10 protein-coding genes and 3 pseudogenes are annotated in these 16,795 nt (G+C 61.0%); 2 read left to right on the forward strand and 11 right to left on the reverse strand.

Going from position 1 to position 16,795, the window contains the following annotated elements; all coding sequences use genetic code 11:
* Positions 1 to 14: 14 nt before the first annotated feature.
* The 3 genes from trxB to KF757_07755 all read right to left on the reverse strand — a co-directional run bounded on the left by trxB (position 15) and on the right by KF757_07755 (position 3,652).
* Entirely contained in the window at positions 15 to 998 is a 984-nt protein-coding gene (gene trxB, locus KF757_07745; protein ID MBX3322869.1) for a thioredoxin-disulfide reductase, read from the reverse strand.
* 54 nt (positions 999 to 1,052) lie between these two features.
* Positions 1,053 to 2,636 (reverse strand): hypothetical protein, encoded by a 1,584-nt coding sequence (locus KF757_07750; protein ID MBX3322870.1) that lies wholly within the window; start codon positions 2,634 to 2,636, stop codon positions 1,053 to 1,055.
* 83 nt (positions 2,637 to 2,719) lie between these two features.
* Positions 2,720 to 3,652 (reverse strand): sigma-70 family RNA polymerase sigma factor, encoded by a 933-nt coding sequence (locus KF757_07755; GenBank protein ID MBX3322871.1) that lies wholly within the window; start codon positions 3,650 to 3,652, stop codon positions 2,720 to 2,722.
* 333 nt (positions 3,653 to 3,985) lie between these two features.
* Here KF757_07755 and KF757_07760 point away from each other — a divergent pair, with 333 nt between their 5' ends.
* Complete coding sequence (locus KF757_07760; GenBank protein MBX3322872.1) at positions 3,986 to 4,774, forward strand: UvrB/UvrC motif-containing protein; 789 nt, start codon at positions 3,986 to 3,988, stop codon at positions 4,772 to 4,774.
* Between the two features lie 104 nt (positions 4,775 to 4,878).
* Complete coding sequence (locus KF757_07765; GenBank protein ID MBX3322873.1) at positions 4,879 to 6,411, forward strand: FAD-dependent oxidoreductase; 1,533 nt, start codon at positions 4,879 to 4,881, stop codon at positions 6,409 to 6,411.
* A 144-nt stretch (positions 6,412 to 6,555) separates the two neighbouring features.
* On the opposite strand, the gene mnmG is transcribed toward KF757_07765, so the two are convergent.
* From mnmG to KF757_07805, 8 genes and pseudogenes are all read right to left on the reverse strand, one after another.
* Entirely contained in the window at positions 6,556 to 8,460 is a 1,905-nt protein-coding gene (gene mnmG / locus KF757_07770) for a tRNA uridine-5-carboxymethylaminomethyl(34) synthesis enzyme MnmG (protein MBX3322874.1), read from the reverse strand.
* Positions 8,461 to 8,509: 49 nt separating this feature from the next.
* Complete coding sequence (locus KF757_07775) at positions 8,510 to 8,779, reverse strand: hypothetical protein (protein MBX3322875.1); 270 nt, start codon at positions 8,777 to 8,779, stop codon at positions 8,510 to 8,512.
* Positions 8,780 to 9,921: 1,142 nt separating this feature from the next.
* Positions 9,922 to 10,044 (reverse strand): annotated as a pseudogene (locus KF757_07780) (prepilin-type N-terminal cleavage/methylation domain-containing protein).
* A gap of 1,194 nt (positions 10,045 to 11,238) precedes the next feature.
* Positions 11,239 to 11,364 (reverse strand): annotated as a pseudogene (locus KF757_07785) (prepilin-type N-terminal cleavage/methylation domain-containing protein).
* 1,140 nt (positions 11,365 to 12,504) lie between these two features.
* Positions 12,505 to 12,636, reverse strand: a pseudogene (locus tag KF757_07790) (prepilin-type N-terminal cleavage/methylation domain-containing protein).
* 299 nt (positions 12,637 to 12,935) lie between these two features.
* On the reverse strand, positions 12,936 to 14,426 hold the full coding sequence (locus tag KF757_07795) for an undecaprenyl-phosphate glucose phosphotransferase (GenBank protein ID MBX3322876.1): 1,491 nt from the start codon (positions 14,424 to 14,426) through the stop codon (positions 12,936 to 12,938).
* 107 nt (positions 14,427 to 14,533) lie between these two features.
* Positions 14,534 to 15,532, reverse strand: coding sequence for a DnaJ domain-containing protein (locus tag KF757_07800; GenBank protein ID MBX3322877.1), 999 nt, complete (start codon positions 15,530 to 15,532; stop codon positions 14,534 to 14,536).
* A 113-nt stretch (positions 15,533 to 15,645) separates the two neighbouring features.
* Entirely contained in the window at positions 15,646 to 16,749 is a 1,104-nt protein-coding gene (locus tag KF757_07805) for an FKBP-type peptidyl-prolyl cis-trans isomerase (GenBank protein MBX3322878.1), read from the reverse strand.
* Positions 16,750 to 16,795: the final 46 nt, after the last annotated feature.

Below are 16,795 nucleotides of genomic sequence, written 5' to 3' on the forward strand. Positions count from 1 at the left end.
GGCACGAAAGGCACTTAGGCCAGACCGTGTTCGTTGAGCCAGTGTTCGGCGTCCAACGCGGCTTGGCAGCCCATGCCCGCTGCGGTCACCGCCTGCCGATAGCGCGGGTCGGCCACGTCGCCGGCTGCAAATACGCCCGGAATGGTCGTGTGACTGCTTCGGCTGCGCAAGACCACATACCCCTTGTCATCCAGCTCCACCCCGGTTCCACGCAGAAACTTCGTTGTGGGGGTGTGCCCGATCGCTACGAAAAGTCCCTTGACATCGAGCGTCGAACGCTCCTGCGTAATGGTGTCCTCGAGCAATACGCCGGTAATCGTGTCGCCACCCAGAACATCGACCACGACCTTGTTCCACACGGCTTTGGCGTTGGGTTTGGAGAGGAAACGTTCCTGCATGATCTTGCTGGCACGAAAGGAGTCGCGACGGTGAATGACATACACCATGCTCCCGAACTTCGTGAGGTACGTTGCCTCTTCCATAGCCGAGTCGCCTCCGCCAACGACGGCAAGCGGCTGACCACGAAAGGCAGGGAGCGCACCATCGCACACCGCGCACGCCGAAACGCCCCCGCCGCTCCGGGCCAGTCGCATCTCGTTGTCGAGCCCCATCCAGTTCGCGGTCGCGCCCGTCGCGATGATCACTGCGTGGGCACGTATCGACTCCCCGGCAGAAGTGTGAAGCGTGTGCGGACCGGATTTGGAAAACTCGACCTGCGTGATGTCTTCCCCGACAGCGACTGTTCCGAAGCGCTCGGCCTGCGCGGCAAAGGCGTCCATCATCTCCGGGCCTTCGATACCCTTGGGGAATCCGGGGTAGTTCTCGACCTCTGTCGTGAGCATCAACTGTCCGCCGGGAAGAATCGGCCCTGGATCCTGCTTGGGCACACCGACGTAACACACCGGTCGCAATTGTGCACGCGCCGCGTAGATCGCGGCTGTCCACCCTGCCGGACCTGACCCGATGATGACGACCTTGTGCACTGCATCGGTGCTCAATTCAGCCTCCCTTCAACACTGACCCGAGATCGGGCAACACCACGAAACCCCATGTCAGGGCAAGCGACCCGTATCGCGCAAGTGCTCGCGATGGATCGAAAGCATCGGAGGCCAGATCAGGTAGTCGCCCGTGATGGCGTCGAGATCGTTGCTCACATCTTCGGCGAAGTTCTTGACGCCGTCCTGCCCCACGGAATACATCACGAACTGGTCTTCACGCAACATCATCGCAAAGTTCTCGCCTCCGGGTGCGAACACGTTCATGCGGTGAGGCTGCGCGATCGCACGTTCATCGGGCAGATATGAATCACGCACAGGAACAAAGTATTCGAGCGAAGGCAGGCGACCGGCTGCACGATTCGGATTGAATGGATCCGCTTCGATCTGCGTCAGCCAGCGCGGACGAACCGAACTGGCATCCGGCGGGAACACCCCCAGTTCGTAGAAATAACCGAGCACCGCCAGGGCATGTCTCGTCCCAACGACTTCTGCTTCGAACACCCGACGCATCCGGAACAACTCGCTCAGATCCGTCGTCGAAGCCGTCACAACCGCAAATCGGCTGCGATCGAACTGGTCCCAATAGTGCGGCAGCGCAGACTGGCGATCAAAAGCCGACAGACGCCAACGCGATGACCAACCATCGAACACGCGATTAATCGCATCGCGCACTTCGAACCAATCGGCCTGGTTTGCACCAGCCGACTCGAATCGCGATGCCTCAGCGAACAGCCTCAGCGGGCGGTCAGACGTGCGCAGTCGAGCCATCACGCTCGCAAAGAGATCTTCCCGCACTCCGCCACGCGGGACGTACAGCGTTTCGAGCAGCTGTTCGGCCGCCACCTTGTTACCCGTTGGGAACACGAGACGTTCTGGATTGAGATAGCCTCGGTTATAGAGTTCAAGTTTTGCGATGATGCCCTGAATCTGTGGCGGCGAGAGCGACCGACTCCCGCGAAAATCCTCGTACGCAATATCGCGAATGCGCGTTGCCGCATCCATCATCATGCTCAAGCCGTAGCGCATCTCCTTGGCAAACACGCGATCGCTGAGCTGTCGCCCGACGTAGATGAGACGGACAAGAACATCGCACGCCTCGGCGGTCTTGCCCTCGGTGTTCAGCCGCATCGCTTCAATGTGCGCCAGGATCCACAGGTTTTCGAACTGTTCGAGATAGTGCATCCTCGCGCCTGCGAGCAGTGGCGGGTCGCCCAGTTCTGTGTAGGCTCGGGCACGAATGAACTCCGGACTGACTCGCGAGCCATAGACCTGCGCAAAGACCATGCCGTGCCGTTCGTCGGGGTTTTCGGTGACTTGCCGCAAAGCCGTCAGAGCGGCACGCTGGGCTGGAGCAAGTGCCCAATCTTCGGCCAGACTCCAAGTGATGCTGCCGGCGTATGTCAGTGCTGCCATCTCGGGCGAGTCAATGCCGATGGGCGGCTCGTCCATCGCGATCAGCGCGCGAAGCAAGATTCCGTCGCTGCGGCGGGACTCGGGCACCTGTACGTATGTGCTGTTCACCCGCGCGAGATGATCGACCTGCCCACTCGATGGAGAGGCTGCAAGCCCGAGGACACCAAGGATTACACCGGCCAGTCGCGTCGCCCAAGGGCGAGAACATTCAATCGTGCTCATCATGCGCGGATGGTAGCACAACCGTCAGCAGCCGGTCAGCACCCCGGGGAATCGTGGAACTCGATTCATGTGGGCAGGCTACAAGATCAGGCCGATTCGTTTGCCTCACGCAGCCGAAGCCGCGGTGATTCTTCCCCGAGTGCCTCATTCGGGCGTCTGAAGAACTGGCTCGGCTTGTCGGCCGACAGACGCGAGTTCAGTTTCGTCAGGGCTTCGTCGACGATCTGCCTGACACGTTCGCGGCTGATGCCTACTTCCTCGGAAATCTGCTTCAAAGTCAGAGGTTCCTGCCCGTCCAGACCGAACCGCATCCGCAGAATCTGGGCTTCGCGCACGTCGATGGTGTCGAGCAGTCGCTTGAGCGTTCCAAGTTCCTCGCGCAGCAGTGTCTTTTCTTCAGCCGTTCCGTCGCGGCTATCCACGACCAACTCGCTCAGGCCGAGCAGATCGCTGTCCCGCCCGCCCGGCTCCTGGGCCGGAGTGCGGAACGCCTTGACGGCGCGACGGATGATCTTGACCTTCTTGAGGGGGAGATCCATCGCCTCGGCCAGTTGCTCCATTGATGGCGGATGCCCCAGACGCCCTTCGAGCGACCGCGCGGCTTCCTTCCACTTGGCAATCAACTCCACCATGTATGCCGGAATGTGAATCGGCTGGCTGGCGTTGATCAGAGCTCGCTTGATGCTCTGCTTGATCCACCACGACGCATAGGTGCTGAACCTCGCGCCCTGGGCCGGATCAAACCCCTCAACCGCACGCAGCAGACCGATGTTGCCCTCTTCGATGAGGTCGGTCAGCAGCAACCCGCGATTGGTGTAGTTTTTCGCGATCGCAACGACCAGTCGCAGATTCGCGCGGATCATTCTCTCACGCGAAACCTGGCAATTGTCGTTGATAATCGCCCACGCCAGTTCCCGTTCCTCTTCAGGACTCAGGAGCGGAACCTGGTTGATTTCACGCATGTACAGCTGCAACTCTGATTGCAGCGCGTCCTTGGTCGATACAGATTGACCGATCATGCCACTCATTCTCCTACCCACCGCCCGCCAATTTCTCAGCGGGTTGTCGAGACTGCGGAAAACCTCGACGACTCTTCTCCTCGCCCACCCCTCCAGGAGTTCTCGGGACCACCATCCCTTGAACCCAATGAGCGGACGACCGCCTAACCGTTCGGCATCTTACACGCAACGGTTCATCAATTGCCACACAATTCCGACAAAGTCTCTGGACATTTCCAAAACTTCCTCGCTCTCCTCTCCAGATTCACTCAAACCCCATGCCCGCCCTGACTTTCTCGGGCGACGATACTACATTCCTCAAGGCCCGATACAACCAAAACGTATCTCAAAAATATGAACAATGACCTAACATCTATGCTCGACGAATGGCCCTTCGAACCCGGACAGATCAACGTCCGCATCATCGAAGGCGTCGACGGTCTCCCGCGGCTTCAGGTCCGGCTCGACCTGGGCATCATTCAGATGCACGTCAATGGCCGCCCCGATGGTCAACGCCCCTTCGGCTTCCCGAGCCTTCTCGATTATTTCGAAGCCCGTCTCGATGAAGGTTCCGTTCCTCCCGACGAATCCGATGAACCAGACCCTGAATCGGACGGCGAACCAATCTCTCCCGTTACGCTCACGCCCGAAGATTGCAAATCCCTTCGCGACGAAGCGCTTCAGTATTACCACCGATACATCGCGTTGCTTGTGCTCGAAGATTACGAGGGCGTCGTCCGCGACACAACCCGCAATCTGCGCGTGCTCGACCTGTGCGCCCAGTATGCTGCTGACGACACCGACCAGACTGCCCTCGAACAGTTTCGTGCCTACATCATCATGATGCGTGCTCGCGCGCTGGCGAGTCACGCGTTGCAATCCGAAGAACCCAAAGCCGCCCTCCTCGCCATCGACGACGGCATCGAAGCCCTCCGCAAGTGCTTCGAGCAACAAAACCGCGAGGGCGATTTTGAGAACTCGAGCGAAGTCCAACTGCTCCGCTCGATGCGCGGGGCGCTGATCCCCCAACTTCCCGTGAGCCAGAAGGCCGAACTCCGCCAGCGCCTTGCCGAAGCCATTGCTCAGGAGAACTACGAACTGGCTGCCATTCTCCGCGACGAACTCAAGATGCTCAAGGAATAAACACCCCATCCACAACCGGACCAGACCCTCACGAGCACCCACAATCCGTGGCATGATTCGCAAACGCGGGTGACCATACTCGTCACCCATCCGGAGGTCTGGACATGTCGAACCTGTACGCGCGCCTCGCTCGCCGTTTTGGCCAAACACCCACAAATCGCCAGCGGCGCGACTTCCTCAAGCACTCTGCCGTGCTCGGTGCCGCAGCTCTGCTCTCAACCGGATTCATTTCATGCGCCGGGTCGCGTCGGTCCATCCTGCTCTCGACGCGCCCGCGCACGACCGCAAATCCGATGCGGATTGCTATCGTCGGTGGTGGATTCGCGGGGCTGGCATGCGCACACGAACTGCACGCCATCGGCCACGACATCACCGTTTTCGAAGCCCGGAGGCGCGTCGGTGGCCGCGTGCTCTCGCTTGATGAAGTCGTCCCCGGAACACGAGTCGAAGGCGGCGCAGAACTCATCGGCACCAATCATCCGACCTGGGCTGCCTACGCCAACCGCTTCGGCCTCACATTCAGCGAAATCGACGAAGGAGACGACCTCGACACGCCGATCGTCATCGATGGCAGCGTCATGCTCGCCGATGAATCCGAAGCACTCTTCCACGAGATGGAACGTATCGCCGCGAAACTGTCCCGACTCGCCCGCGCGATCAATCCGCACGAGCCTTGGAAAAGCCGCAACGCCTCAGCCCTCGACGAGCAATCCCTCGCAGGCTGGCTCGACAGCATCGGGGGCGACGCCACGGCGTTGCGTGCATTCCGCGCCATGCTCGAAGGCGACAACGCCTGTCCTGCCGAACGGCAGTCGCTTCTGGGCGTGCTCGCTGCCATCGCAGGAGGGGGCTACGAGAAATACTGGACCGAGTCCGAGGTCTATCGCTGCGCCCAGGGCAACGACGCTCTCGCAGCCGCCCTTGCCGAACCGCTTGGGAGCCGCGTGCATCGCGAAACGCCTGTCACGGCCATCGAACGCCAGCCCGACGGCCGCATGCTCGTCTCGGCTGCCGGCGACCGAGGCTCAACATTCGATCATGTCGTGCTTGCGGTACCGCCGACGGTCTGGGAACGCATCACAATCAACCCCACACTCCCCGATTCGCTCCGCCCGCAGATCGGCGACGCAACCAAACATCTCTTCCGCGTGAGCGGCCAGTTCTGGCGCGACCAAGGCCTCGCCGCATGGTCACTGAGCAACGGGCTCTATTCGTGGTCATGGGAGGGCACCGATGGCAAGATCGCCCCCGATGCACCCGCCGACACCGCCCGCTGTTTCACACTCTTCGCCGGCGGGCCACCATCATCAGCCGTCCGCGCTCTCGCCCCAGCCGAACGCACCGACGCCGTCATCACCGATCTCGAGCGAGCGTACAGCGCCTTCCGACCATCGTGGCTTGGACAGCAGTGGTTCATGGATTGGCCGAGCGACCCCTGGACCCGCGGCGGTTACTCCAGTGCCGCGCCCGGCGAAATCACCGCTGTTGCGCCGCGCCTGCGCGAAGGCATGCCCGGGCTGTCTTTCGCTGGCGAACACTGCTCCACAGCCTTCCCTGGCTATATGGAAGGCGCGCTCGAATCGGGCGTACGCACAGCACGCGAGATCGAAGCACGATCCGCATCCGCGACCCGTTGACGAGCCGTGGAAGCAAGTCCACGACAAAGTCCACGACATGATGCGATATCGCACTGCACCACCCAATGACTCACTGCAACCCGCCCACACCCACCGGACGCCGGATCTTCGGACGCACCGTTGGACGTTTCGCACGCGCCCTGCTTACTTCCGCGACTGCTCGACCAGTACCCTCATCAGCGTCAAGTCCGCTGGCGTCACGCCTTCGAGCCGGCTTGCCTGCCCGAAGGTATCAGGCTGAAACCTGACCAGCGCCTGCCTGGCCTCATTGCGCAGCGTGTGACACGCGCTCCAGTCGATACTGCGCGGGATCAACTTGTGCTCGAGTTCACGCTGCCGCTTCATCTCGCGTCGCTCACGCTCGACATAAGGCTCATACCGCACATCCGCAAACACAGTCTCAATCACGCCCGGCTCGAAACCCGCGAGCACTCTTTGCGCGTCTGCCCGCTCGTACTCCGCGCGGCGCATGACCTCTGCGAGCGCGACACCATCGACGCGCGACTCTGCAACGATCCGCTGCGCGTTATCGAGCGCCTGCCTCCGCTCCTTGAATAACCTCATCCGCGCACGTCCAAGTTCAGTTGTCGCGAGCAACCCCAGCCTGTCGGCCACCGGAGTCAGACGATCAGCAGCATTGTCGGCCCGCAACTGCAACCGATACTCTGCCCGGCTTGTGAACATGCGATACGGCTCGCGCGGGGTCTTCGTCACCAGATCATCCATCAGCACGCCGATGTACCCCTCATCGCGCCCCATCACGAACGCATCCTCGCTGCGCCCCCACCGCACCGCATTGATGCCCGCAACGAGCCCCTGTGCCGCAGCCTCCTCATACCCGCTCGTGCCATTGATCTGCCCGGCCAGAAACAATCCATCGACGCTCTTGGTCATGCACGTCGCGCTGATCTGGTGCGGCCGAACCATGTCGTATTCCACCGCATACCCATACCGCAGAATCTCCGCCCGCTCGCACCCGGGCATCGTGCGCACAATCACATCCTGAACATCTTTCGGCAGACTCGTCGCGATGCCATTGCAATACACCCAGTCCGTCTCCAGACTTTCGGGCTCAAGAAACACGCCATGCGTCGGGCGGTCGGCGAATCGCACGACCTTGTCTTCGATGCTCGGGCAATACCGCGGCCCGGCGGAAAGAATCTGGCCACTGAACATCGGTGCCCGATGCAGATTCGCACGAATCACCTCATGCGCCTCAGTCGACGTCCGCGTCTGCCGACACGCGACCTGCTCGATCAGCGGAAACCGATCAACCACTCCGAGCGGCAACGCATCAACCTTCGCAAGCGCGCCAGTGCCACTCAAATCACTGAACGCGCGAGGCTGGGCATCGCCTTCCTGCAATGGCAAGTCATCCCACGCGATCGACGCCCGGCTCAACCTCGGCGGCGTACCTGTCTTGAGCCGACCCAGCTCGAACCCGAGTGCTTCAAGCGAGCCCGAGATGCCGACTGCTGCTTTCTCGCCGAAACGCCCGCCCGAGGTCTGTTCGGTGCCGGTGTGCATGAGCCCGCGCATGAATGTACCCGTCGTCACAACCACCGCTGGCGCGCGCACTTCAATCAATGCTCCGTCCCTGCTGCAAACCCGTACACCGGAAACGTGCCGATCCGCCTGCCGCCCGCCGCGTTCGATCAGCAGTTCCTCGACTGAGCCTTCAACGACGACGATTTCGGGACGACTGGCCACCAGCGCGCGCACGGCCCTGGCGTACGCCTGCTTGTCGCTCTGGCATCGAGGGCCATGGACTGCCGACCCACGCGAAGTATTGAGCACCTTGAACATGATGCCCGTGGCGTCGGCCACCAGCCCCATGAGCCCGCCCATGGCGTCGATCTCGCGGACCAACTGCCCCTTGGCGAGACCCCCGATTGCGGGGTTGCAGCTCATCTCCCCGATGCGCGAGGCATCGAGTGTCACGAGTGCAATCGTGCCAGACTCGCCAAGAGCATTGGCAGCCGCCCACGCAGCCTCGACGCCCGCGTGCCCGCCCCCGACCACGATCACCTTGTGCTGCTCATGATGCATCGGACGAAGTGTAGAGGTCCGCCCGGTGCCTCACGCTCAGGGATTGTGCCTATCCCGCCACGCGTTGCCTCGAATCGAGCTGCTCGCGCAGTTCGTGCCCGCGTTCGGTCAGGGCGAGTTCGTCGCGCAGTCCGCCGACATTGCGGATGTACCCGCCTCGGATCAGTCGCTCGCGAAGCCCCCACCACTCATCCCCGAACCCGAGCCACAGTTCATCCTCGAACCGGCTGCTGTGACCGCGTTCGAGCAGTTCCATCGCCCGAATCAGGATCTCCCCCTGCGATTTCGACAACTGCAAGACGAACATCTCCTCCTGCACCGAATGCCTCCTCAACTCAATTCAACGCTGAGGAGGCGTGCACGGTTGCATCGGAAGCGTCGGCAGTCGCACTTAAAGTCATTCGTTGCAGTAACTTGCGTAGGACATCGCCCCATGCAGTTTCCTCCGCATGACCCACGCCACCCGAACATCGGAACTCGAAATCTCGCACAATGGCTTGACACCCGAGCGAGTGCCACACGCCCGATCATGCACATTTGGGTCGATCACGGCATCGGGGGCTGGCCAGTATTCACTTCCTTGGCCCCATAATCCACGCCGGTCAAACCGCCACGCGTCCAGCGGTAGTACCCGTCCACGCGGTCACCGTTGACCTTGTCGATCAGCGGTGGTGGCTCGAACGTCAGATCGCGGGGCATGTAGTTCATCCACGATGGCTGAGGCAGGTTTGCCTGGTTGGGCCTGAACCCGGGGTTGGCGTCCTCGGTCTTGAACGCCCCCACCGAGCCGTCGAACAGCAACTGCGATGTCACCGCAGTCGGATAAGCGTAGAAAATGCCCGGCTTGTGAGTGTGCCGATCGTGGAACTCGAACATGAAGACCTTGTTCCCAGCGAACGCCACCTGCGAAAGACGCCGCCTTCCCAGAGGCTTCGAGCCCACACTCATCAGGTTGTAGTCCTGCGAATACTGCTGCACGGTCGTGTTCGGCCAGAATCCGGAGTCTTCTGACCACGACGCCGGGACGGCCTGATACGTCGAACTGTACGGGAACATCATCCGGATCGTTTCTTCACGCCAAAATGGAATGTCCGAAGTGTCTGTCGGGTTCGACTGCCATCCGATCAGCGTCTTGTCCTCCGGACAGGCCACCAGTTCCGAAGGCAACGTCGCACCGAGGTAGTCGAGCATCACAAGGTGGGTGAAGCGCCGATGCGGATAGATCTGCGTCAGCCGCGGAAAAGTCGTCCGCCCCGTACGACGACGAATGATGTCCACAGCCTGATTCATCGTCGCCTCGATCGAATCCGGCGGCGTGCGCAGATCTGCAAACTCCGTGTTGAAGTTCACACGACCCGGCGAGAGCAACTCCCACGAATACGACGGAACCTTGTCCTGATTGTCGGTTGCATAACTCGCCGCGCCGACTCCATACTGCTTCAGATTCGACAAGCACACAGCCCGGCGTGCGGTGTTGCGGGCCTTGCTCAAGGCTGGCAGCAGAATCGCGATCAACAGCGCAATGATCGCGATCACGACCAGCAACTCGATCAATGTAAAACCACGACGCTCGGATCGCGACATGCCTTGACCCCTTCGCACCGACAGAAACCGTGCGCCTCCGACGGGAGGCCCGCACGCCCGGAATCGGGCCTGAACACTATTGAACCCGATTTTGTCGGCTGCGTCAAGTCGAATGCACCTCGATGGCCTCAAATGCGTTGACACACGGGCGCAAGCTGTCTGCGGCTCCTTTTGAGTATAAAAAAACGGCTCCGAAAGGAGCCGATGGAGAGTTCAAGCTGTGTAGACGAGAAGATTATCTTCGTCCGTGGTTCAGGGCAACGGCTGGCCGGTGTTGATTTCCTTGGCGCCGAAGTCGATGCCTGCCAGACCGCCGCGGGTGAAGCGGAAGAGAACCGGCAGCAAGGCTTCGGGGTCGCCGATCGGTGCGGGCTCGGTCGAAAGCGGCGTGTATTTCGAGTAACCGGTGTCCGCGCTGGTCGGGCTGGCAGGATCCCAGCCACGGTTGGAATCCACACTCTTCTCGGAGCGTACCGAGGCATCGAAGAACAGAATCTTCGGTGCTGCTTCGTCGTAGGCGAAGAATGGATTGTTCTTTCCGCCGTGGTAATCGTTGAACTCGAACATGAAGACCTTGGAGCCGGCGAACACGACCTCATTGAGGCGGCGTTTGCCGTAGATGCCGTTGGCACCTGGTCCGCCGACTGTGCCGAACAGGTGTGTCGTTTGTGGGATCGGTCGAACGGTGTTCGTGCGATCAGCGGCCCATGCGTAGGGCACAACCTGATAGGTGGAATAGAACGGGAATCGAGGCCGGACGGAGGATGCGTTGTACTGATCGGCCCCGACAGTGCCAGCGGGCATCGTCGCCCATAGGCTGGCGTCAAGTGGATTGCCCTGTGCGAGCAGCAGGCCGCGATCTTCGGGGCAGGCGGCGATGCCTTCGGGCAACTGGCTGCTGAGGTAGTCGAAGAGCACAAGGTGGTTGAACGAACGGTGCGGCATCGTCAGTGAGTTGTGAGGGATTGCGGTCGGCCCCGTCATGCCACGACCAGTTCGGCGGCGAAGAATATCGGTTGCCTGCGCCATCTGGGCTGCCATGTCGTCGTTAAAGGGGCGATTTGTGTCGATGTGGTCTGTGGGATAGGTCACACCGGCCTGCCACGAATACGACACAATCTTGTCCTGGAAGTCCGTGGCGTATGACGCCATGGCGATGCCCTGCTGCTTGAGGTTTGAAGCGCAGACGGCGCCACGGGCTGCGCGACGGGCCTTGGCTAGCGCGGGAAGCAGGATGCCGATGAGCAGCGCGATGATCGCGATGACCACCAGCAGTTCAATCAGTGTGAACCCGAATCGACGCTTGTTTGATTTGAACATGTCAAGCAATCCTCTTCAAGATCTATCCATCAACTTTGTACACCCTTTGCCTGGGGTGCTGTGCGAGCATTGTAGCCAGAATGGCTGGGCTCAACATCTTAAGCGCAACCAGTGCGGCGACCAATGAGTCCTCTGCTTTCTTGCCCTTGAACAAAAACAATGCTGGAACCTTGACGGTTCCAGCACGTTGAGCGTGATTCACGGAATCGGCTGGCCGGTGTTGATTTCCGATGTACCAAAGTCCACGCCTGCCAGGCCGCCACGGGTGAAGCGGTACCACACCGGGAGCAGCTCGCCCGGGTCGCCGATGGCCGGCGGCTCGGTCGTGAGCGGTGTGTAGACGTAGTACGCGGTATCAGCACTCGTGGGGTTCATGGGATCCCAGCCGCGATTGGCGTCCGCAGTCTTCTCGGTGCGGACCGATGTATCAAAGAACATGATTTTGGGTGCAGCATTCTCGTAGGCGTAGAACGGATTGTTCTTGGCTCCGTGCCAGTCATTGAACTCGAACATGAAGACCTTCATGGATGCAAAGGTGACCTGACCGAGTTTGCGATTGCCATAGATGTTGTCGGCACGAACAGTGGTGAAAAGATGCGTGGTGGAAGGAACGGGGCGAATATGCGCCGTGCGGTCCTCGGTCCATGCGTAGGGCACGACCTGATAGGTCGATGAATATGGATAGCGGGAGCGCACGGTGACGTTGTTGAACTGATCAGAATACGCGCCACCGGGGGGCATGGTGCCATCGAGCGTGCGGTCCATCGGATTGCCCTGGGACAAGAGCAGGCTCCGGTCTTCGGGACATGCTGCGATCTGCTCGGGCAACTGGCTGCTGAGGTAGTCGAACAGCACCAAGTGGTTGAACGACCTGTGGGGCATAGTCAACGAGTTGTGATTGAGAGCGGTGGGTCCGGTCATTCCTCTGCCTGTGCGGCGACGAATGATGTCGGTAGCCTGCGCCATCTGTGCAGCCATGTCATCGGCGAAGGCGCGATTCGTGTCGGCGTGATCTGTGGGATAAATCACGTTCGCTTTCCAGGAATAGGACACGATTTTGTCCTGGAAGTCGGTGGCGTATGAGGCCATGCCGATGCCCTGCTGGCGCAGGTTCGAGGCACACACGGCTCCGCGGCCTGCCCTGCGAGCCTTGGCGAGGGCCGGCAGGAGGATGCCGATCAAAAGCGCGATGATTGCGATGACGACGAGGAGTTCAATGAGAGTGAACCCCAGAACCCGGCGTTTGTGATTGAGCATTCGATTCATTGCCATAGTTCTCACCCCTTCGTGGAGGACCTGTTCGATCGACCATGCCAGCGTTGACCAAAACGGGGGAAGAATACCCCCGTTGCGACATCCATTCGATACGGCTGGAACGGGAAAGTGTTTCAGCCGAACCGACCCAGCCCCTAGAAAAGGGACAAGGCCGAAGATTATTCTACAGCAATTGGCCTGCGTTGCAAGTCCGATGCCGCCCGAATACGGGAGTGGTGGACAAAATCATCAAAAAAGTGTCGGCTGAGTCCTGCATGGGGGATGAGTTTGTGGGGTTGTGCGCTGGAGCGAGGGGTTCAGATGGCGTTGCGGTGGATAAATCCACGGTAGATGGTCATGAGCAGAATCCGAACATCGAACCAGAGCGACCAGTGGCGGATGTAGAAGAGGTCGTACTGGAGGCGTTTGCGGAGGCTGGTCTGGCCACGGAGGCCGTTGACCTGTGCCCAGCCGGTCATGCCGGCCTTTACGTGCTGGCGGAGCATGTAGCCTCGCCAGTCGTCGCGGAAGCGTGCGATGAGTTCGGGGCGTTCGGGGCGTGGTCCTACGAGGGACATGTCGCCGCGAAGGACGTTGAAGAGTTGCGGGAGTTCGTCGATGCTCGTTTTGCGAAGCCAGCGGCCGAGGGGGGTGACGCGTGGGTCGTCTGCCAAGGTCCAGCCGGCGATTTGATCGGAGTTGGAGGAAACTGGGGCGGAGCGTTCGTCGTCGGCGTGTGCCATGGTGCGGAACTTGTAGATGTTGAAGACCTCGCCTCCGAGGCTGACGCGGCGCTGGCGGAAAATTACAGGTCCCGGGCCGCTGAGGCGGATGAGGGCGGCGACGGCGAGCATGAGCGGGGAGAAGAGGAGGATGGCGATGGATGCTCCTGCGAGATCGAGGGCGCGTTTGGTGAAGCCTCCGAGTCCATAGAGGGGGCACTCGCGGTAACTGAGGATGGGCATGCCTTCGAGTTCGCTGACGGTCATGCTGTGAGGCATGTAGCGTGGGTTGACATCGGGCACGATGCGGACATCGACCGCGAAGCGTTCGAGGCGGCGGAGGACGGCTGGAATTTCGCCGGCCTGCTGGCTTGGGAGAGAGAGATAGACGGCGTCGGGGCAGCGGCGTTCAAGGATGTCTTCGAGATCGTCGAGCCCGCCGAGGACGCTGCGATTGAGGCAGGATTTACGGCCGGTGCGTGGGTGATGGCTGATGAAGTAGGCGACGTTGATGCCGGTCCATGAGTTTCGGCTGAGGGTTCGGCATGTGATCTGGCCGAGGCGTCCGGTGCCGATGATGGCGACGTGACGGAGGTTCCACCCTCGGCGGCGGATGTAGCGGAGGGCGAGGCGGAAGGCAGCGCGCATCGAACCAAGAAAGAGGACGAGGAAGATGGCGAGCCAACCGATCTGAACTTTGGCGGGCGTGTCGGCCCAGCCCCAGGGGCCTAGGGCGGGGGCGTCGATGACACTCGGTGCGGTGAGCAGACTGCTGCCGATGAACCAGAGGGTCATGACGAGACCGGCAATAGTCATGGCCACGGCTTTGAGGATCTGCCCTTGCTCACCCCAGATGCTGCGATCGCGGCGCGGGCGATAGAGGCGCATCGCGGACATGGCAAAAATAGCCATTGGTACGGCGAAGAGGACCAGAGGCTGCTTGATGAAATCTTCCCATTGATTGGGCCAGCGGTCGGCACGGCGGACAACCCGTACAGCCCAACTCGCGTAGCACGCGCCCGCGACCGCGATGGCGTCGGCGGCAACGAAAAGGGTCACAAAGATCTGTTGGCGTTGTTTGAGCAAGTTCGGTCGATCCCGATTCTGTGCTGCGGCCTACGAGGCGGTTCGTGCGAAATAGGATATCACAAGAGATCGGCTGAAGCGCGATGCGGACGAGAGTGAGCTCTCAATCACTTCCATCCTGGGCCTGTGCGTGGAGATGATTGCCGAGCGACGAGTGAGTCGAGAGCGGCGCGATCATCGGCGTCCATGTCGGCAGCCTTGGGTACGACGATCTGTACGATGGCGTACAGGTCGCCGTGTTTGCCGGTGCGATCTTCTAGCCCGCGACCTCTGAGTCGAAGGGTTTTGCCGCTGGAGGTTCCTGGTGGGACGGTCAGCCCGACCGGACCAGCGATGGTGGGAATGTCGATGCGTCCGCCATTGACGGCTTCGACGATGGTGAGTGGCAGATCGAAGAAGAGGTCGAGGCTCGACTCGTCGGGCGCGCCGGGTGTGCCTCGCTTGAAAAGCGGATGAGGCGTGACATGAACAGTGACGAGAAGGTCGCCGGGCTGGCCGCCGGGCGGAGCGGGATTACCTTCGCCGCGCAGGCGCAGTGTCGCGCCGCTTGCGATGCCTTTTGGGATGGTGACATCGATCGTGCGCTGGTCGCGATCATCGGCGGCAATGCGAACCGAGCGTTTGCCGCCTTGGGCTGCGGTGACGAAATCAATGGTCAGTTCGGCGCGCACGTCGGAGCCTCGGCGAGGTTGTGCGCGGTGAGCGCGGGTTGCACGCGGACCGCCGGGAGTACTGCGTCCCCCTTTGCCTCCGAAGAAAGCGTCAAAAACGGAGGAGAGGTCGTCCATGTCAAACTCGGCACCCGGTGCCCCTCCGCCTGCGCCGCCCGACGTCCAAGTGGCGCGGTATCCTCCGGGATTTACGGTGCTCGCACCGGCTGCGCCACCGATTCCGGCGCGGCCGAACATGTCGTACTGCTTGCGTTTCTCTTCGTCAGAAAGGACGTCGTAGGCCTCCTGAACTTCAGCAAAGCGCGAGGCAGCGTCGGGCGATTTATTCACGTCCGGGTGGAGTTGTCGAGCGAGCTTGCGATAAGCGCGTTTGATGACGTCGGCCGAATCGGTTCGTTTGATTTCGAGGATGTCGTAGTAGTCTCGTTCAGACATGAGTATCACTGGAATAGCAACGGCACCCGTGCATGGGTGCCGCTGATGAGGCGCGCTCAGATTGTACGTTTCATGCACAGGCTCGTTCGGCTGGGCGAACGAGAAAGCGAGAATCAGTCTTCTTGCGCGGGCTCGGCAGCCGGGGCGGCGAGCTTTTGAAGGTGCATGAGTTCTACTTCGAAGTAGAGAGTGGCGTTTGGCGGAATGTTGGCACGGGGCATGCCTTGCTCGCCGTAGGCCAGGTGACCGGGGATGATGAGGCGGCGCTTGGTGCCGACAGTCATATCGGTCAGGCCTGTGTTCCACCCGTCGATAAGGCGACCGGGCGAGGGAATCTCGACAGCGAACGTGCGATCCCGCGTGCGGCTGGAGTCGAACTGATTGCCGTCGCGCGTCCATCCGGAGTAGTGCATGTGCAGCGTGTCGCCGGGGGTGTTGCTCTGGCCTGCAGGCCTGTAATACTCGACAGCGATCAGTCCGCCGCCAAAGTCGATGATCTTCGCAGGATTCTCGATTTTGTCCCAGGTCCATTCGCTGCTCTTGTCCGCGCCCCAGACGACGTTGCCATCGGCATCCATGCCGCGATCGCCCGTCACCATGCGGGTGGGCGAGAGTTGAATGCTGCTGGTCATCTCGACCGCACCGTGTGCGCCTGTGGGGTACGGATAGGGCGTCTGTCCGGAATAGGCATTGCCTGAACCGGTCAGTTGCACATCGAGCGTGGCGATGAGGTCGGCACGGGACATGGAGGGGAACTCGCCGGGCGAAGCCCATGCACCGCCGAGAACCTTCTGCCTGGCCTCGTTCCATCGCAGTTCGTAGGTGCGAAGGCGGATTGCGTTCTTGTAGCGGTACATGGAGAAGACTGCGTAGCGATACGGAGCATCCATCTCGTCCTCGCGGGAGGTCTCGACGACCAGCGCGTTGGGCACGTCTTCAATCGGCACGGGCCAGATCTGCATGACGATTTTGGATGCCCCGCGCGATTCGGTGTCGTGCTCCGGGATGGCTTCGACAGTGCGCCAGGTTCCGCTCAGGAGCCCCGCGACGCGCTCGATTTCGGCATCGGTCCACTTGGCCACCCAAGGCTCGGCGTGATGATGATGTTCATGATCGTCATGGTCGTGCCCCTCGTGCTGGAACGCCAGAGAGGGGCTCACCGGAGCAATCAGAGCACCAGCAAGTACACCAACAGAGAGAAACTTCGGCAGATTCATGCAATACTCCTCGTGAAAGGCATTTGAACGGTACAGGGCCGCAGTA

The organism is Phycisphaeraceae bacterium (assembly GCA_019636795.1).
GTDB lineage: Bacteria > Planctomycetota > Phycisphaerae > Phycisphaerales > UBA1924 > JAHBWW01.

Coding starts and splice junctions, on each gene's coding strand:
- KF757_07750 (MBX3322870.1), bottom strand. CDS start 2,636: ATGATGAGCACGATTGAATGTTCTCGCCCTTGGGCGACGCGACTGGCC.
- KF757_07755 (MBX3322871.1), bottom strand. CDS start 3,652: ATGATCGGTCAATCTGTATCGACCAAGGACGCGCTGCAATCAGAGTTG.
- KF757_07760 (MBX3322872.1), top strand. CDS start 3,986: ATGAACAATGACCTAACATCTATGCTCGACGAATGGCCCTTCGAACCC.
- KF757_07765 (MBX3322873.1), top strand. CDS start 4,879: ATGTCGAACCTGTACGCGCGCCTCGCTCGCCGTTTTGGCCAAACACCC.
- mnmG (MBX3322874.1), bottom strand. CDS start 8,460: ATGCATCATGAGCAGCACAAGGTGATCGTGGTCGGGGGCGGGCACGCG.
- KF757_07800 (MBX3322877.1), bottom strand. CDS start 15,532: ATGTCTGAACGAGACTACTACGACATCCTCGAAATCAAACGAACCGAT.
- KF757_07805 (MBX3322878.1), bottom strand. CDS start 16,749: ATGAATCTGCCGAAGTTTCTCTCTGTTGGTGTACTTGCTGGTGCTCTG.